The sequence below is a fragment of the Xanthobacter versatilis genome (genome assembly GCF_043193975.1).
Lineage (GTDB): Bacteria > Pseudomonadota > Alphaproteobacteria > Rhizobiales > Xanthobacteraceae > Xanthobacter > Xanthobacter autotrophicus_E.
In genome coordinates, this window is the sequence record NZ_JBAFVB010000005.1 from 262,050 (window position 1) to 278,573 (window position 16,524).

Here is a 16,524-nt window from a genome sequence, read left to right on the forward strand (position 1 = left end):
CCCCCAGCGGCCCGATGGTTCGGGCACGCGGGCATTGACCATTGCCGATCGGCCGGGGTCAACCTGCGACATCACCTGAGTGGCGCGGACGGTATCGAGGAGCCGTAACCTATTGCCTCAGGAGGCCCTGTCGTAAGTTCCGGACTCGATTTCGTCGCCGGCGGCGCCCACCACGCCGAGCGGATCGGCGGCCAGCTCAAGGTCGGTGGCCTCGACGGGAGCGGCCCCGACTGCGACGGCCGGCTCGCGGGGCGGAGCCAGCAGCACGTGGGCGCCGGCGGCGGTGACGGCGAGGGCCGGCAGCAGCGTCATCATGGCGACCAGCGGCGAGGGAAACAGCACCGCGAAGGAAGTGCCGAGGAAGCCGCTGCCGATCTGGAGAAAGCCCATCAGCGCCGAGGCCGCCCCGGCGATGGGCGCGAACCCGGCGAGGCCGGCGGTGGTGCAGCCCGGCAGCAGCAAAGCGACGCCGCAGGCCCAAAACGAGATCGGCAGCATGACGCTGGCGACGCTCAACGGCAGCACGAACGGGCCCAGCCCCAGCCCCACCGCCCCGGTGAGCACCAGCAACAGGCCGGGCAGAATCAGGGCGTGGGCGCTGTAGCGCTTCAGCAGCGGCCGGGCGATGAGGGTGCCGGACATGAAGGCACCGGTCTGCAACAGCATGGCGAGGCCGAAGCCGGTGGGCGAGAGCCCCACCCGCTGGATGAGAATGAAGGGCAGCAGCGCCGAGAGGGTATAGATGCCGCCAAGGCTGAGGCCGGCGGTGAGCGCCGCGCGCATGAACACACGGTCGGTGAGGAGCCGGCGATAGCTCGTCGTCACTCCGCGGGGGGAAGCCAGCCCGCGGTCCGGCGAGCGGTTGGTCTCCGGCACCCGAAGGGCGAGGACCGCCACCAGCAGGAGGCCATAGGCCGCCATGGCGATGAAGATCACATGCCAGCCCGCCGTGCCGAGAATGAACCCGCCCAGAGTGGGCGAAACCGCCGGGCCGATGGCCAGCATGGTGCCGATGAGGTTCATCACCCGCGCCGACGCCTGGCCGGTATATTGGTCGCGCACCAGCGCGCGGGACAAGGCGATGCCGGCAGCACAGCCGATGCCCTGCAGGGCGCGGCCTGCAATGAGCCAGCCGATGGTGGGCGCCAGCATGGCGACGACGCTGCCGGCGAGATAGATGCCGAAGAAGCCCAAAGCCACCGGGCGCCGCCCGTAGCCGTCCGAGAGCGGGCCGCAGATCAGCTGGGAAAAGGCGAAACCCATGAAGAACACGGTGAGGGTGAGCTTCACCGTGGCGATGCTGGTGCCGAAGGCCTCGACCAGCGTCGGTAGCGCCGGCGTATACATGGCAAGGCTGATGGGGCCGAGCATCACCATGAGCGCGCCGATGACGGACACTTCCCGCTCGCTCATGAGCGGCGCGGCCGAAACCCCGACGGCCGGCGCGGGGGCGGTTCTGTGCGGGACGGCGCTCATTTCTCGTCCCTCAAGCGATGCTCCCGCGCGAGGTTGTCGCGCAGCCGCAGCAGCAGGTCCCGCAGCAGCGCCTGCTCGGCGTCCGTGAAGCCGCAGGTGGCCTCACCTCGCGCGGTGGCCGCCGCAGAGAGCACCCCGGCAAGGTAGGGCGTCGCCTCGGGCGTGAGCGCCACGATCTTGGCGCGGCGGTCCTTCGGGTCGGTTTCGCGGGTGACGAGGCCGGCGGCCTCCAGCCGGTCGAGGAAGCCCACCAGGGTCATGGGCTCCACATTCATCTTCTCGGCCAGCGCCGATTGCCTGAGGCCTGGATGGAAATCCACATAGGCCAGCGTGCGCGCCTCCCCGGCGGTGAGGCCAAGGCCGGCGCCCTCGAAGGCCCGGTCGATGCGCGCACGATAAAGCCGCGCCGCATCCACGAGGACGAAGCCAAGGGGCGGTTCGCTCGGCGCGGGGCGCGGGGCGGCGATGGGAGTTGGAGACGGAGCAGCCATGATAAGGAGACAATATAGTCAGTAAACCTTACTATCAAGGGAGCGATGTCCGCCTGCGGGATGAAATCGGGATGGGGGGCCGGTTCGCTGACCTGTCTCGGCCCCCGTGCCGGCGAAAGACGCGATCCGCAGCTTTTGACGTGTCGCTGCGACATTCCCGGTCTAGACCGAAGCGGACCGTTTCCATCCGCACGCGACGCGGGCACTGTGCGTCGTCACGCCCAAGGAGATCCCATGCCCTGGTCCCTCACCATCGGCCGGCTCGGCGAGACCGCGATCCGCATCCACGTCACCTTCCTGTTGTTCCTGGTGTGGATCTGGGCCGCCTATTATCGCTCCGGCGGGTCTTCGGCGGCGTGGGAAGGCGTGCTGTTCGTGGCGCTGCTGTTCGCCTGCGTGCTGCTGCACGAGCTGGGGCACGTTTTTGCTGCCCGCCGCTACGGGGTGAAGACCCCGGACATCACCCTGTGGCCGTTCGGCGGCATCGCCAATCTGGAGCGGATCCCGGAGAAGCCGTCGCAGGAGCTGGTGGTGGCCATCGCCGGGCCGCTGGTGAATGTGGTGATCGCGCTGGTGCTGCTGGTGATCCTGAGCGCCACCCTCGGCGGCACCGACCTGACGGCGGACAACCTCGCCAAGATCGAAGACCCGCGCACCTCCATCCTGGTGAAGCTGGCCGGCGCCAACATCTTCCTGGTGGTGTTCAACCTCATCCCGGCCTTTCCCATGGACGGGGGACGGGTGTTGCGGGCGCTGCTGGCCATGAGGATGGGTTATTCCAAGGCCACCGCCACCGCCGCCTCCATCGGCCAGGGCCTTGCCATCGGCATGGGCCTTCTGGGCATCTTCACCAATCCCATGCTGATGATCATCGGTGTGTTCGTGTTCCTCGCCGCATCGGGCGAGGCCGGTCAGGTGCAGCTGAAGGAAGCCTCGCGCGGCCTGTTGGTGGCGGACGCCATGATCACCCATTTCGAAACGCTGGGTCCACAATCCACCGTGGACGATGCCGCCGACGCCCTCATCCGCTCCACCCAGAAGGAATTCCCGGTGGTGGACGGCGCCGGCCACCTGCGCGGCGTGCTCACCCGCGACGCCATGATCCGCGCCATGAAGGACCAGGGGCCGCAGACCGCCGTGATCGAGGTGATGCAGGCCGACATTCCGGTGGTGGAGGCCCGCTCGAAGCTCGATGCGGCGCTCAAGCTCATCACCTCCGCCCAGACCCCAGCCGTGGGCGTGGTGGACGGCTCCGGAAAGCTGGTGGGCCTGCTGACACCGGAGAATGTGGGCGAGCTGATGATGCTGCACGTGGCCATGGCTGGAAAACCCAGGGGCAAGCACCCGATCACAGGATAAAGCCGCCGCTCCTCGACAAAGACGCAGGCGACGAAGCGGCCACATGCCCGGCCGGAACGGCGCGAGCATATACAGCCTGAAATAATTTTCATCTACTCAACCAATTAGGGGTTGAAATTCAGAACCTTCAGTATTTTGCTCTTGTCGAACGTCCGCCAAGGACGGAGGGAGGGCGCCATGTGCTTATGCTGCATCGTTCCAGATTCGGTTCTCGAAAAACTGCTACAAGATCGCAAACTCCCGGAAGAAGCCCGCCAAGGGCTTTCACAAACGATAAAACTGGATTCAGAGATCCGAAAACTTCGCCGGCAAGCGTCAAGGCTAACCTCGTTTGAATTTGCTGCCAAAATTTCCATCGCACCAAGTCCAGCAATCGTAGTCTATGACTGCAATCATTCACAGACTTTACCTGGCACACCTGTTTCCAATCCCGGCTCGTCGCGGGACACAACCATCAAGACGGTCTTTTCAACAACCACCAAAGTTTCTGATTTTTACCAACAAGTGTTCGGACGAAACTCCATCGACAATGCGGCGATGACTTTGCTGTCATCCGTACATTTCGGAGACGGCTACAACAACGCATTCTGGAATGGTACCCAGATGGCCTATGGGGATGGCAACGGCGAGTTATTCGTAGATTTCAGCCGGGGCAACGACGTGGTCGGCCACGAACTGACCCATGGCGTCACCCAGCACACGCTCGGACTGAACTATACGAACGAACCCGGGGGCCTCAATGAGAGCATATCGGATGTGTTCGGCTCCATGTTCCGCCAATGGGTCGCGGGCCAGTCGTCAAGCCAAGCGGACTGGCTAATCGGCAGCGATATTGTTGGGCCTGCCGCCCGACAGCGGGGGTATTCCTGTCTGCGAGACTTGGCGAATCCGCCAGCACAGCACTGCCTGTCCCCGCAGCCCAAGCACTTCTCCAGCTATCAGACCGGAATGGACCCTCATCTTTCCAGCGGCATTCCCAATCACGCCTTCTATCTCGCCGCAACCAAGATCGGCGGCCATAGCTGGGAAAAAATGGGGCAAGTCTGGTATGCTGTTCTTACATCAGGGCGCTCGCCGGGCATGAAGATGGCTCGTTTCGCCGGTCTGACGCGCCAGTTTGCAGGCTCCATGTTCCCAGCGGAGCCCGGCGTGCTTCAGGCCGTTGATACAGCGTGGAGCACCGTCGGCCTCTGACGAGTGACTTGGAACACTGCGGCTTATGTCGTGGAGGTTGCTATGACAGATATCCGCATTGAACGTATTGGCGGCTTCGCCGGGTTCGGCCTTCCCGGCTCTCGATTGAAGAGCCGCGGAAGCCTTACGCTGGATCACCTGAGTACGCAGGATCGCGCCACGATCTCTCGCCTGTTCGAGCGAGGGACCAAAGGCTCCAGGCCGCAGGAGCCGGACATGTTCAGGTATCGCCTCACCCGAGTTGAACATAATGCTGAGATGGACAGCATCGAGGCTTCGGAATCCGAGATTCCCGCAGCCCTGATTTCAACAGTGCGCGACGAACTCGACTAACGCGATTCACCGATCAGATTGACCCAATCCGATCGGTGAATCGCCCCTCACTCAATGATGGAGAACGCGCCGCACCAAGACTGGGAGTATCATCCTCGCTAGAAGCGCTCTGGCCTCGTTGATCCCGCGACGTTCACGCCCCTACCGCCTCCGGGGCCTCGACCTGGCGGACCTTGTCCATAACCGCCTTCTGCACCTTCTCGAAGGCGCGCACCTCGATCTGGCGCACCCGCTCGCGGGAGACGCCGAACTCGGAGGCGAGGTCCTCCAGGGTCATGGGATCCTCGGAGAGGCGGCGGGCCTCAAAAATGCGGCGCTCGCGGTCATTCAGCACCGACAGCGCGCCCGACAGCGCGGCGCGGCGGTTGTCCAGCTCCTCGCTCTCGGCGAGCTGCTCCTCCTGGTCGAGGCGCTCGTCCACCAGCCAGTCCTGCCACTCGCCGCCCTCGGAATCCTCGCGGATGGGGGAGTTCAGGGAGGCGTCGCCGGACAGGCGGCGGTTCATGTCCACCACGTCCTGCTCGGTGACGCCGAGCTTGGTGGCGATCTGCTTGACGTGCTCGGGCTTGAGGTCGCCGTCCTCCAGCGCCGAGATCTGGCTCTTGGCCTTGCGCAGGTTGAAGAACAGCTTCTTCTGCGCCGCCGTGGTGCCCATCTTCACGAGGCTCCACGAGCGCAGGATATATTCCTGGATGGAGGCGCGGATCCACCACATGGCATAGGTGGCGAGGCGGAAGCCCTTCTCGGGCTCGAACCGCTTGACCGCCTGCATGAGGCCCACGTTGCCTTCGGAAATCACCTCGGAGATGGGCAGCCCATAACCGCGGTAGCCCATGGCGATCTTCGCCACGAGGCGCAGGTGGCTCGTCACCAGCCGGTGCGCGGCATCACGGTCCCCGTGCTCGCGCCAGCTCTTGGCGAGCATATATTCCTCCTGCGGCTCCAGCATGGGAAACCGCCGGATCTCTTCGAGATACCGGGAGAGCCCGCCTTCGGCGGACGGAATGGACATGGACTTCGGCTGGGCCATGACGAGGCCTCCTTCTCCCGCGGCCCCCGTCCGGGCGACCGCCTCAGCGGCCGCATGACGCCGACCGCGACGCATCATGATATAGATACGAGCGGAATGCGGATAGGTTTCATCCTCTCACGTCGATGAGAGAGAAATTTACGCGGATGCACACCCGCCCAGCACCTCGGCGAGGGCGGCAAGGTCTTCCGGCAGCTGGCTTTCGAAGGACAACGTCTCCCCCGTCACCGGATGGGCGAAGCCGAGCCGGGCCGCATGCAGCGCCTGCCGACCGAGACGCGCGAGGTGTTCGCGGGCGTCCTCGGGCAGCAACGTCTCCTTGGTGCGGAAGCCCTGGCCGTAAACCTCGTCCCCCAGCAGCGGATGGCCCACATGGGCCATGTGGACGCGGATCTGGTGGGTGCGGCCGGTCTCCAGCCGGCATTCGATGAGGCTGGCCACCCCCTCCTCCATCTTCACCTCGCCCTTCACCTGCCCCTTGTTGCGCAGATGGGTGCGGCCGTGGCCGACAAAGGCCTCCTGCACCTCCCAATGGGTGATGGCGTTCCGTCCGGAGAGGCGCACCGCCATCTTCTGGCGGTGGCTGGGATGCCGGTCGATGGGCGCGTCCACGCTGCCGTGGGCCTCGGGCACCCCCCAGACGAAGGCGAGATAGGCCCGCTCCAGCGGCCCGGTGCGGCCATGGTCGGCGAACTGGGCGGCGAGGCCCTTGTGGGCCACGTCGGACTTCGCCACCACCAGCAGGCCGGAGGTATCCTTGTCTATGCGATGGACGATGCCCGGCCGGCGCACCCCGCCGATACCGGAGAGACTGTCGCCGCAATGGTACAGGAGTGCATTCACCAGCGTGCCGGAGGCATGGCCCGGCGCCGGATGCACCACCAGCCCGGCCGGCTTGTCGACGACCACGAGGTGGGCATCCTCGAACACGATGGTGAGCGGCAGGTTCTCCGCCACCGGCTCGGCTGCCTCCGGGGGAGGCAGGAACAGGGTATAGACATCTGCGGCATTGACCCGGCCCGCCGCGTCCCCTACCACACGCCCGCTGACGGAGACCCGGCCTTCCGTTACGAGACGCTGGATGCGGGTGCGGCTGAGTTCCGGAGCCTCAAGCGCCAACCGGCGCGCCAGGACACGGTCCAGCCGCTCGCCGGCGTCTTCCGCCGCGATCTGGACCGTGAGGGTGAAGCCCTCGTCCAGGTCCTCTAGGCCGGTTTCGGCCTGGTTCATCTCGGCCTGGTTCACCTGGGCCTGGGTCATGGTCGCGTCCATTCTCGATCCGTCAGGAGCCACGGCCCCTTCATGTTTCATCGCCCGTCCCCCACCGAGACCCCGGAAGAGGCGCTGACCCCGGAGCAGGAGCGCATCATCCAGCGGTTTCGCCGCTTCTCCAGCCTGTCCATGCTGGTCATGGTGCTGGGGGTGGCTGCGGTCTTCGGCGTCATCGGCTATCGCATGATACGGGCAAAGCCCATCGCGACCGGCGAAATCACCGCGCTGCTGCCCAAGGGCGCGAAGATCACCGCCACTGCCGTGTCCGGCGACGTGGTGGTGCTGACCCTCGACGTGGGCGGCGCCGTCGAAATCCGCACCTTCGACGCCCGCACCCTCGCCCCCGCCGGCCGCCTGAGGTTCGCCGAGGAGCCGTGAGCGGACGCTGGGGCGCTTCACGTGCACCAGTTCATCAATTTTGTGGCGGCAACAGGTCCGCGCGCGCCTTCGGCATCCTCGGGCGAAGGCGAAAGCGGTTTTCAGCCCGGGCTTTTTCCGCCGGCCGACGCGCGGTGCCCTTCGCCCGGCCGCTCGCCCTATTGCAGCGAGCCTTCGCCGTCGCCCGGCATACGAGCCAGCATCATCTGGGTGATGGCCACCAGCATGTCGGCACGGGCCTTCAGATTCTCCGCCTCCAGCAGCGCCTGCTTTTCCAGCGCGCCATAGGGCGACATCACCGACAGGGCGTTCACCAGCGTCTCGGTGCCAGCCTCGCGGATGCCGTCCCAGTCCGCCTCCAGCTTGTTGGCTTCCAGAAACGCCGCCAGCGCAGCCAGCAGCGCGTCGCGGTCCACCGCCGCCTCGCCGGCCTCCGCCTCGAAATCATGGGCGAACGGGGTGGCATCCACCTTGAACTGGCGGTAGGGCGTGGTGGTATCCAGCTCTTCCACGATGCGGAAACGGCAGATGCCGGTGAGCGTAATGAGGTATCGCCCGTCCCCGGTCTCGCTGAACTGGGTGAGGCGGCCGAGGCAGCCCACCTTATACACGCCCGGCCCGCGCGCCGAGACCGGCGCCTGCTCGTCGGGCTGCACCATGCCGATGACACGGCCCCCGGCGAGCGCGTCGTCCACCATGGCGAGATAGCGCGGCTCGAAGATGTTGAGAGGCAGGTCGGCCCGCGGCAGCAGCAGCGCGCCGGTGAGCGGAAAAACCGGGATCACCGGCGGAATTTCCGTCGGCGACAGATAGGTGCGATTGGCAGCCAAGACGAACAATCCTTAAAAACAACGCCCTTCAGGCGAACATGATCGCCGACAATTTCTTACGGCCTGAAAGGGTGAGCGGATCGGTGGGGCCCCACGCCTCGAACAGCTGCACCAGCTGCTTGCGGGCCGCATCCTCATTCCAAGCGCGGTCGCGCTTCACGATATCGAGGAGATGGATCAGCGCCTGCTCGCGCCGGCCCTTGCCGTTGAGCGCAAGGGCGAGGTCGAAGCGGGCCTGGTGATCTGCGGGGTCGAGGTCCAGCCGGGCTTCCAGCGTCGCGAGATCGCCGAGGGCGGCGGCCTGCTCGGCCACGTCCAGCGCGGCGCGGGCGGCATTCACCAGCGCGTCGTTCTGCTTGTCGGCCGGCACCATGGCAAGCGTCGCCTTGGCCTGCTCCAGCGCGCCGGCGGCCACCTGGGTCCGCACCAGGCCGGTGAGGGCCTTGAGATTGTCCGGCTCCTCGCCCAGCACGCCGACGAAGATCTCGGCGGCGGCGGTCAGGTCGCCCTGGGCCAGCGCCGCGTCGGCGGCGGCCAGCGCTTCCTCAAGGCCATCGTCGGCGGGGCCGATGAGGCGATCGATGAAGGCCTTCACCTGGCCTTCGGGCAGCGCACCCTGGAAGCCGTCCACCGGCTGGCCGTTGACGAAGGCATAGACCGTAGGCACCGACTGGATGCCGAGCTTGCCGGGGATGACCGGGTGATCGTCGATGTTGAGCTTGGCGAGGCGCACCTTGCCCTTGGCGGCCTTCACCACCTTCTCGATCACCGGGGTCAGGGTCTTGCACGGACCGCACCACGGCGCCCAGAAGTCCACCAGCACCGGGCGGCGCTTGGATTCCTCCATCACCTCGGCCATGAAGGTCTGGGTGGTGGTGTCGATGATGTCGCCGCCGGCCGCCCCGTTGCCGGCGCCCGTGCTCGCGCCTGCTCCCGCGCCCGTTCCCGCCGCGCCCTTGGCGCCCGCCTGGTTCAACAGCATGTGTCGCAATCCCCGAAATCGTCAGCCCGCCCGGCGCGGCCGGGGCGGACAGCCCATAGATGGGCGTTCGCCGCGCGCTTGCAATCGGCGTTAGACCCGAGTTCTAGCGCTTTCGGGCCGGCAAGTTAAGGCGGGCCACCGGTACAACCGTGCATCGTGCGCCGCCTCGCGCACAAGCCGACCCGCCCGCGCCCCTCTGTGGATCGTTGCGCTGCCGAGGCTTGCGCGGTTCCCCAAGGGGGGGCACGCTGATTTGACCAAACCCTCCAAAGGCTGGCACACCCCGCGCTGATGACCCTTTCTTCCCCTTCGCCCCTCCGGATGCGCGCGACCGCATGAAGTTCGACCGCCTGCGGCTCGTGGGCTTCAAGACCTTCGTCGAGCCGACCGATCTCCTGATCGAGCCCGGCCTCACCGGCGTCGTGGGGCCGAACGGGTGCGGCAAGTCCAACCTTGTCGAGGCGCTGCGCTGGGTGATGGGCGAAAGCTCCTACAAGGCCATGCGCGCCAACGACATGGAGGATGTGATCTTCTCCGGCACCACGGGGCGGCCGGCGCGCAATTCGGCCGAGGTGGTGCTCAGCCTCGACAATTCCGACCGCACCGCCCCCGCCGCCTTCAACGAATGGGACCAGCTGGAGATCGTCCGCCGCATCGAGCGCGGGGCGGGATCGAGCTACCGCATCAACGGCAAGGACGTGCGCGCCCGCGACGTGCAGCTCATCTTCGCCGACGCCTCCACCGGCGCCCGCTCCCCGGCCCTGGTGCGGCAGGGGCAGATCGGCGAGATCGTCGGCGCCAAGCCCAATGCCCGCCGCCGCATCCTGGAGGAAGCCGCCGGCGTGGCGGGCCTCCACGCCCGCCGCCACGAGGCCGAGACCCGCCTGAAGGCCGCCGAGCAGAACCTGCTGCGGCTGGAGGATGTCATCACCCAGCTCGGCGGGCAGGTGGAGAGCCTGCGCCGCCAGTCCCGCCAGACCGTGCGCTACAAGGCGCTGGCTGCCGAGATCCGCCAATGCGAGGCTACCCTGCTGTGGCTGCGCTGGGGCGAGGTCACCCGCGCCCTGGCCGAGGCCGAGCACGCGGTGGAAGCCGCCCATCGCGACGGCGCCGAGCACACCCGCATGCAGGCAGAAGCGGCGCGCCTCCAGGCGCTGGCCGCCCACGCCCTCCCGGCCTTGCGGCAGAAGGAGGCGGAGGCCGCCGCCGCACTCCAGCGCCTCACCCATGCCCGTTCGGAGCTGGATGCCGAGGAGGCCCGGCTGTCCGCCCGCAAGGACGAGCTGGAGCGCCGCCTGATCCAGCTCGCCCAGGATACCGAGCGCGAGCGGGCCCTCTCCGCCGACGCCGAGGGCGTGCTGGAGCGCCTCGCCACCGAGGCCGAGACCCTGCGCTTCGAGCAGGAAGAAGCGGCAGAGCTGGAGGCCATCGCCGCCGACCGGCTGGAGGAGGCGGCCGCGCACCTCGAAGACGCCGAGCGGGCGCTGGAGGAGAAGACCGCGCATTTCGCCGATTTGGGCGCGCGGCGCGCCAGTCTCGAACAAGCCGTGCGTGAGATCCGCGACCGGCTGGTGCGCAACGCCGCCGAGCGCGCCTCGGTGGAGGCGGAAGAGTCCCGCCTCAAGCAGCAGGCCGGCACCGAGGCGCTGGAAGGCATCCGCATGGAGGCGGAAGCCGCCCGCGACGCCCTCGCCGAGGCAGAGGAATCCAGCATCGAGGCCGAAGCCGCCCATCAGGCCGCCCGCCGCGCCATGGAAGAGCTGCGTCCGGCCCTGTCGGAGGCGCAATCCCGCTTCGGCCGCCTCGACGCCGAGGCGCGCACCCTCGCCAAGCTGCTGCAATCCACCGATCATCGCTTCCCGCCGGTGGCCGACCTCGTCTCCGTCGCCAAGGGCTATGAGACCGCATTGGGCGCGGCGCTGGGGGACGACCTCGACCTGCCGGTGGATGCCGCCGCCCCGGCCCGCTGGGCCGGTGCCCCCTCCGATCCCGCCGACCCGGCCCTGCCGGACGGTGCCGAGCCCTTGTCCCGCTTCGTTTCCGGCGCCCCGGCGCTCAATCGCCGGCTGGCGCAGGTGGGCATCGTGCCGCGCGCAATGGGGGCGGGGCTGGTGGCGCGGCTCAAGGCCGGGCAGCGGCTGGTCTCGGTGGAAGGCGACCTGTGGCGTTGGGACGGGGTGGTCGCTGCGGCGGATGCCCCCACCGCCGCCGCCCGCCGCCTTGCCGAGCGCAACCGCCTCAAGGACATCGAGGCCGAGGTGGCGGTGGCCGAGGCCCATCTGGAAGAGATCCGCGCCGCCCTCGCCGACCGCGACAGCGCGCTGCGCCTTGCAGCGGAGGCCGAAACCACATCCCGCGAGGCCCGCCGCGCCGCCCAGCGCGCCGCCGAGGCGAGCCGCAGCGCGCTGGAGGCGGCCGAGCGCCGCGCCGCCCAGCATCTCGCCCGCCTCTCGGCGCTGGCCGAGGCGCGCACCCGCCTCGCCTCGGTGCGCGAGGAGGGCGAGGCGCGCATGGAGGAGGCGCATGGCGAGCTTCTCGCCCTCGACACCCCGCAGATTCTGGAAGCGGAGATGGCCCGCGCCCGCGCCGAGACCGCCGAGCGCCGCGCCGCCGTGTCGGAAGCCCGCGCCCGGCTGGACGCGGTACGCCGGGACAATACCCAGCGCCAGCGCCGGCTGGAGGCCATCATCGGCGAGGAACGCTCATGGCGGCAGCGCGCCGGCGGGGCCGGCGACCGGCTCGCTGCCGTCGCCGCCCGCGAGGCCGAGGCGCGGGCCGAGCTGGAGACGCTGGAGGACGCCCCGTCCGAATTCATCCGGCGCCGGCGGGCCCTCATGAATGCGCTGGAGGCGGCGGAAGCGGCCCGCCGCGACGCCGCCGATCGCCTGGCCGAGGGCGAGGCGGCACTTGCCGCCGCCGACCGCGCCGCCCGTGATGCGTTGGAGGCCATGTCCGGCTCGCGGGCCGAGGCGGCGCGCGCCGACGCCCGGCTGGAAGCCGCCCGCCAGCGCCGCGACGACCTGCTGCGCGAAATCTCCGACATTCTGGAAGGCCCGCCGGAACTCGCCCGCGAACAGGCCGGCATCGACCCCGACGCGCCGCCCCCGAACGTCGCCGCCATCGAGGCAACGCTGGAGCGGGCCAAGCGCGACCGCGAACGCCTCGGCGCCGTGAACCTGCGCGCCGACGTGGAGCTGGAGGAGACCGAAGGCCAGCACATCAAGCTGGTGGGTGAGCGCGACGACCTGTTGGAGGCCATCAAGCGGCTGCGCGGCGCCATCCTGAGCCTCAACCGCGAGGCCCGCGAACGGCTTCAGGCCTCCTTCGTGGTGGTGGACGGCCATTTCAAGAAGCTGTTCGACACCCTGTTCGGCGGCGGCGAAGCTCAATTGGTGCTCACCGAGGCCGACGACCCGCTGGAAGCCGGCCTCGACATCATCGCCAAGCCGCCGGGCAAGAAGCCGCAGACCCTGTCGCTGCTGTCGGGCGGCGAGCAGGCGCTCACCGCCATGGCGCTGATCTTCGCAGTGTTCCTGACCAATCCCGCGCCCATCTGCGTGCTGGACGAGGTGGACGCGCCCCTCGACGACGCCAATGTGGAGCGCTTCTGCACCCTGCTGGAGGAGATGACGAAGCTCACCGACACGCGCTTCCTCACCATCACCCACAACCCCATCACCATGGCCCACCAGAACCGCCTGTTCGGCGTGACCATGGCGGAACGGGGCATCTCGCGCCTCGTCTCGGTGGACCTGCAGCGCGCCGAGCGGCTGCTGGAAGCAGTCTGATGCTGCCCCATCCGGGCACCGGCGCGACCGTGGCAGGAGCGAACGCTGGGGCGCCCAAACGGAATGCGGCGGGCGATCATGGCGAAGCACGATGTCGCAGCCACAATTTTTTCTTTTCGTTTCAATTGTTTAATATAGGGGCCGCGCGCCTTGACACCCAATTTTGACGCAACTATGGTGCGCCGCGGTTTCAAGGGGGAGGGCCGCACGCCCTTCACCGAAGCCGGGGTTTTGTGCCATGTCGGGACCTGACGACGCCTCCCACGGGGGGACCAAAGGACCCGGCGGGGCGGACGGCTCCCGGCCCAGCGACACCGAGCTTTCCGCAAGGCTCGAGCAGCTCAACACCTCGTTGGGCCAGGTTCGCTCGAAGACCGAGGTCCCCGCACCGAAAGGCCGGGATACCTCGTCCTCCTCGGGCGCCGCGCTTGCCTTCCGGCTGGGTGCGGAATTCGTGTCGGGCGTTCTGGTGGGCTCGCTCATCGGTTACGGCATCGACCGTTTCTTCTCGATCGCGCCCTGGGGCATGATCGTGTTCACGCTGTTCGGCTTCGCCGCCGGTGTGACCAATATGCTGCGGGCCTCCGGCGAAGGCCGGAACCGTGGCAAGACCGGGACCTGACGGGCGCCAGATCCTCCAAGGATTTCAAGGCGCGGCGGCTCCGGGCGAGATATTCGCGGCGAAATGCCGCCTTTTGTTTGCGGCCGGATCCGTTCATGCGGCCGTGCCGGTGGACACTTTGGCGACCGTTCCGGTCGTCTCGTCGATTAGGCCGTCGCGGCTTATGGCCGTGATCTTTGGTTCCTGCGGCTTGGCCGCATTGGCAGGGGGCGCGTTCGGATGACCGTCGATCCGATCCACCAGTTCGAGATCAAGCGCTACGTGGACCTGCTGAATTTCGGCGGCGTGCAGTTCTCCTTCACGAACGCTGCGCTGTTCATGTTCGGCATCGTAGCCATCATCTTCTTCTTCCTCACCTTCGCCACGCGCGGCCGCACCCTGGTGCCGGGCCGGGCCCAGTCGGCGGCGGAGATGAGCTACGAATTCATCGCCAAGATGGTGCGCGATTCGGCCGGCTCGGAAGGCATGGTGTTCTTCCCTCTGGTGTTCTCGCTCTTCACCTTCGTGCTGGTGTCGAACGTGGTGGGGCTCATTCCCTACACCTTCACCGTCACCGCCCATCTGATCGTCACCGCCGCCATGGCGCTGCTGGTGATCGGCACGGTCATCGTCTACGGCTTCGTGCGCCACGGCACCCACTTCCTGCACCTGTTCGTGCCGTCGGGCGTGCCGGCCTTCCTGCTGCCGTTCCTGGTGGTGATCGAGGTGGTGTCCTTCCTCTCGCGTCCCATCAGCCTGTCGCTGCGTCTGTTCGCCAACATGCTGGCGGGCCATATTGCCCTGAAGGTGTTCGCCTTCTTCGTGGTGGGTCTCGCTTCGGCCGGCGTGGTCGGCTGGTTCGGCGCCACCCTGCCCTTCTTCATGATCGTGGCGCTCTACGCTCTCGAACTCCTGGTCGCGATGCTGCAGGCCTACGTGTTCGCGGTGCTCACCTCGATCTACCTCAACGACGCGATCCATCCCGGTCACTGACCGGGCGGCGCATCGCAAATCCCCAAATCCAAAGCGTTCTCAAGGAGCAGTCCCATGGATCCCGCAGCTGGAAAGTTCATCGGTGCCGGTCTCGCCTGCCTCGGTATGGGTCTCGCCGCCGTCGGCGTCGGTAACATCTTCGGCAACTTCCTCTCCGGCGCCCTGCGCAACCCGTCGGCGGCCGACGGCCAGTTCGCCCGCGCCTTCATCGGCGCGGCGCTCGCGGAAGGTCTCGGCATCTTCGCGCTCGTCGTCGCCCTCGTCCTCCTGTTCGTGGCCTGATCGCCCGGACGAACGAGGTTCCCGGGCGATCAGCGCCCGGGTGCTGTGATTGCAAGGTCAGGTGCGAAGGCGGGCAAGCCATGATGAAGTCGTGGAAAATGACTGTCGCGCTGGCGATGACGGGTGCGGCCCTCTGGGGCGCCCCCCTCTTTGCGGCGAGCGACCACCCTACCGCTCCGGCGGCCGTGGTCGCGCAGGCGGCCCCGCCGGCCGGAACCGCAGGCCAGGGCACCCATGAGGCGGCTTCGGCGGCTCATGGCGCTGCAGCGGCTCACGGCGCTGCGGAAGAAGGGCATGGCAAGAAGAGCCACTTCCCGCCCTTCGACGCCACCACCTTCGCCTCCCAGCTGCTCTGGCTCGTCCTGAGCTTCGGCCTCCTCTACCTCCTGATGAGCCGCGTGGCCCTGCCGCGCATCGGCCGCATCCTGGAGGAGCGCCACGACCGCATCGCCGACGACCTCGAGGAGGCGGCGAAGCACAAGGCCGAGAGCGAGGCCGCGCAGGCCTCCTACGAGAAGGCCCTCGCCGAGGCGCGCGCCAAGGCCAATGCCATCGCCGGCGAAACCCGCAACCGGCTCGCCGCCGATTCCGAAGCCAACCGCAAGTCGCTCGAAGCCGGCCTCGCCGCCAAGCTGGCGACTGCCGAGCAGAGCATCGCCTCCACCAAGACCGAAGCCCTCACCCATGTGCGGGGCATCGCGGTGGACGCCACCCACGCCATCGTCTCGACCCTCATCGGCTCCAGCCCTGCGCAGTCCGACGTGGAAAAGGCCGTGGACGTGGCGCTCGTCAAGAAGGACGCGGCCTGATCGGGCCGCACCCCGGCCGCGCCTCCCATCGCGCGGCCGTCTGAATTTTCCGCCGCGGCCTTCGCGGCTCCGATGGACCAGCACGTAAGGGGCATTGCCCCGCAGATGCGGCCGTGTGGCCGCCGACGGATCTGAGGACCCTGCGATGAACGAGATGAGTCTGGCCGAGCTTTGGGTCGCCGTCGCCTTTCTGCTCTTCGTCGGCATCCTGATCTATGTGGGCGCCCACCGCGCCATCGGGTCGGCCCTCGACAGTCGCGGCCAGCGCATCGCCGCCGAGCTGGAGGAAGCCCGCCGCCTCAAGGAAGAGGCCCAGAAGCTGGTGGCCGAGTTCAAGCGCAAGCAGCGCGAGGCCGAAGCCGAGGCCGAATCCATCGTCACCGCCGCTAAGGCGGAGGCCGAGCGCCTCGCCTCCGAGGCCAAGGCCAAGCTTGAGGATTTCGTCACCCGCCGTACCAAGATGGCGGAAGACAAGATCGCCCAGGCCGAGCTTCAGGCCGTGGCCGACGTGAAGGCCATCGCAGCCGACGCCGCCGCCAAGGCCGCCGAAGTCCTGCTGGGCTCCGCCGCGCGCGGCGATGTGGGCGACCGCCTCATCTCCAACGCCATCGGCGAAGTGAAGACCAAGCTGAACTGAGCGCCACCGAGCCTCGTTCGAGCCGACATGCGGGCCGCCTTCGGGCGGCCCTTTTCGTTTGGGGTGGGC

16 protein-coding genes are annotated in these 16,524 nt (G+C 67.8%); 10 read left to right on the forward strand and 6 right to left on the reverse strand.

The features are described from left to right. Nucleotides 1-117: 117 nt before the first annotated feature. Nucleotides 118-1,476, reverse strand: coding sequence for a multidrug effflux MFS transporter (locus tag V5F66_RS12585; protein WP_393999310.1), 1,359 nt, complete (start codon nt 1,474-1,476; stop codon nt 118-120). Further along, nucleotides 1,473-1,967 (reverse strand): MarR family winged helix-turn-helix transcriptional regulator, encoded by a 495-nt coding sequence (locus V5F66_RS12590; RefSeq protein WP_393999309.1) that lies wholly within the window; start codon nt 1,965-1,967, stop codon nt 1,473-1,475. The genes V5F66_RS12585 and V5F66_RS12590 overlap by 4 nt, the downstream gene beginning before the upstream one ends. Before the next feature lie 234 nt (nt 1,968-2,201). Between V5F66_RS12590 and V5F66_RS12595 the strand changes: the two genes are divergently transcribed. The 3 genes from V5F66_RS12595 (at nt 2,202) to V5F66_RS12605 (ending at nt 4,853) form a co-directional block, all read left to right on the forward strand. Next, nucleotides 2,202-3,326 (forward strand): site-2 protease family protein, encoded by a 1,125-nt coding sequence (locus V5F66_RS12595; RefSeq protein WP_394052135.1) that lies wholly within the window; start codon nt 2,202-2,204, stop codon nt 3,324-3,326. A gap of 177 nt (nt 3,327-3,503) precedes the next feature. Next, a complete protein-coding gene (locus tag V5F66_RS12600; protein ID WP_394052133.1) occupies nt 3,504-4,520 on the forward strand; it encodes a M4 family metallopeptidase in 1,017 nt (338 codons plus the stop codon). A 42-nt stretch (nt 4,521-4,562) separates the two neighbouring features. After that, nucleotides 4,563-4,853 (forward strand): protealysin inhibitor emfourin, encoded by a 291-nt coding sequence (locus V5F66_RS12605; protein ID WP_394052131.1) that lies wholly within the window; start codon nt 4,563-4,565, stop codon nt 4,851-4,853. Between the two features lie 133 nt (nt 4,854-4,986). Here the strand turns inward: V5F66_RS12605 and rpoH are convergent, their stop codons facing one another. Continuing rightward, a complete protein-coding gene (gene rpoH, locus V5F66_RS12610) occupies nt 4,987-5,883 on the reverse strand; it encodes an RNA polymerase sigma factor RpoH (RefSeq protein WP_394052129.1) in 897 nt (298 codons plus the stop codon). Nucleotides 5,884-6,021: 138 nt separating this feature from the next. Next, nucleotides 6,022-7,155 (reverse strand): RluA family pseudouridine synthase, encoded by a 1,134-nt coding sequence (locus V5F66_RS12615; protein WP_394093981.1) that lies wholly within the window; start codon nt 7,153-7,155, stop codon nt 6,022-6,024. Between the two features lie 30 nt (nt 7,156-7,185). On the opposite strand from V5F66_RS12615, the gene V5F66_RS12620 reads away from it, so the two are divergent. After that, nucleotides 7,186-7,533 (forward strand): hypothetical protein, encoded by a 348-nt coding sequence (locus V5F66_RS12620; protein WP_012114007.1) that lies wholly within the window; start codon nt 7,186-7,188, stop codon nt 7,531-7,533. Between the two features lie 158 nt (nt 7,534-7,691). Here the strand turns inward: V5F66_RS12620 and V5F66_RS12625 are convergent, their stop codons facing one another. Both V5F66_RS12625 and trxA read right to left on the reverse strand, forming a co-directional pair. Continuing rightward, nucleotides 7,692-8,363 (reverse strand): LON peptidase substrate-binding domain-containing protein, encoded by a 672-nt coding sequence (locus V5F66_RS12625; protein WP_394052125.1) that lies wholly within the window; start codon nt 8,361-8,363, stop codon nt 7,692-7,694. Between the two features lie 28 nt (nt 8,364-8,391). Further along, the gene (gene trxA, locus V5F66_RS12630; protein WP_394093982.1) at nt 8,392-9,345 is read right to left on the reverse strand and encodes a thioredoxin; all 954 of its coding nucleotides are present in this window, start codon (nt 9,343-9,345) and stop codon (nt 8,392-8,394) included. A 335-nt stretch (nt 9,346-9,680) separates the two neighbouring features. Here trxA and V5F66_RS12635 point away from each other — a divergent pair, with 335 nt between their 5' ends. The 6 genes from V5F66_RS12635 to V5F66_RS12660 all read left to right on the forward strand — a co-directional run bounded on the left by V5F66_RS12635 (nt 9,681) and on the right by V5F66_RS12660 (nt 16,455). Then, a complete protein-coding gene (locus V5F66_RS12635; RefSeq protein WP_394093983.1) occupies nt 9,681-13,133 on the forward strand; it encodes a chromosome segregation SMC family protein in 3,453 nt (1,150 codons plus the stop codon). Between the two features lie 238 nt (nt 13,134-13,371). After that, on the forward strand, nt 13,372-13,755 hold the full coding sequence (locus tag V5F66_RS12640; RefSeq protein WP_394093984.1) for an AtpZ/AtpI family protein: 384 nt from the start codon (nt 13,372-13,374) through the stop codon (nt 13,753-13,755). A 219-nt stretch (nt 13,756-13,974) separates the two neighbouring features. After that, entirely contained in the window at nt 13,975-14,727 is a 753-nt protein-coding gene (locus V5F66_RS12645) for a F0F1 ATP synthase subunit A (RefSeq protein ID WP_012114002.1), read from the forward strand. A gap of 54 nt (nt 14,728-14,781) precedes the next feature. Then, nucleotides 14,782-15,009 (forward strand): F0F1 ATP synthase subunit C, encoded by a 228-nt coding sequence (locus tag V5F66_RS12650; protein WP_012114001.1) that lies wholly within the window; start codon nt 14,782-14,784, stop codon nt 15,007-15,009. Nucleotides 15,010-15,194: 185 nt separating this feature from the next. Further along, nucleotides 15,195-15,818, forward strand: coding sequence for a F0F1 ATP synthase subunit B (locus V5F66_RS12655; protein ID WP_393999581.1), 624 nt, complete (start codon nt 15,195-15,197; stop codon nt 15,816-15,818). Between the two features lie 145 nt (nt 15,819-15,963). Then, complete coding sequence (locus V5F66_RS12660; RefSeq protein WP_012113999.1) at nt 15,964-16,455, forward strand: F0F1 ATP synthase subunit B family protein; 492 nt, start codon at nt 15,964-15,966, stop codon at nt 16,453-16,455. Nucleotides 16,456-16,524 lie beyond the last annotated feature (69 nt).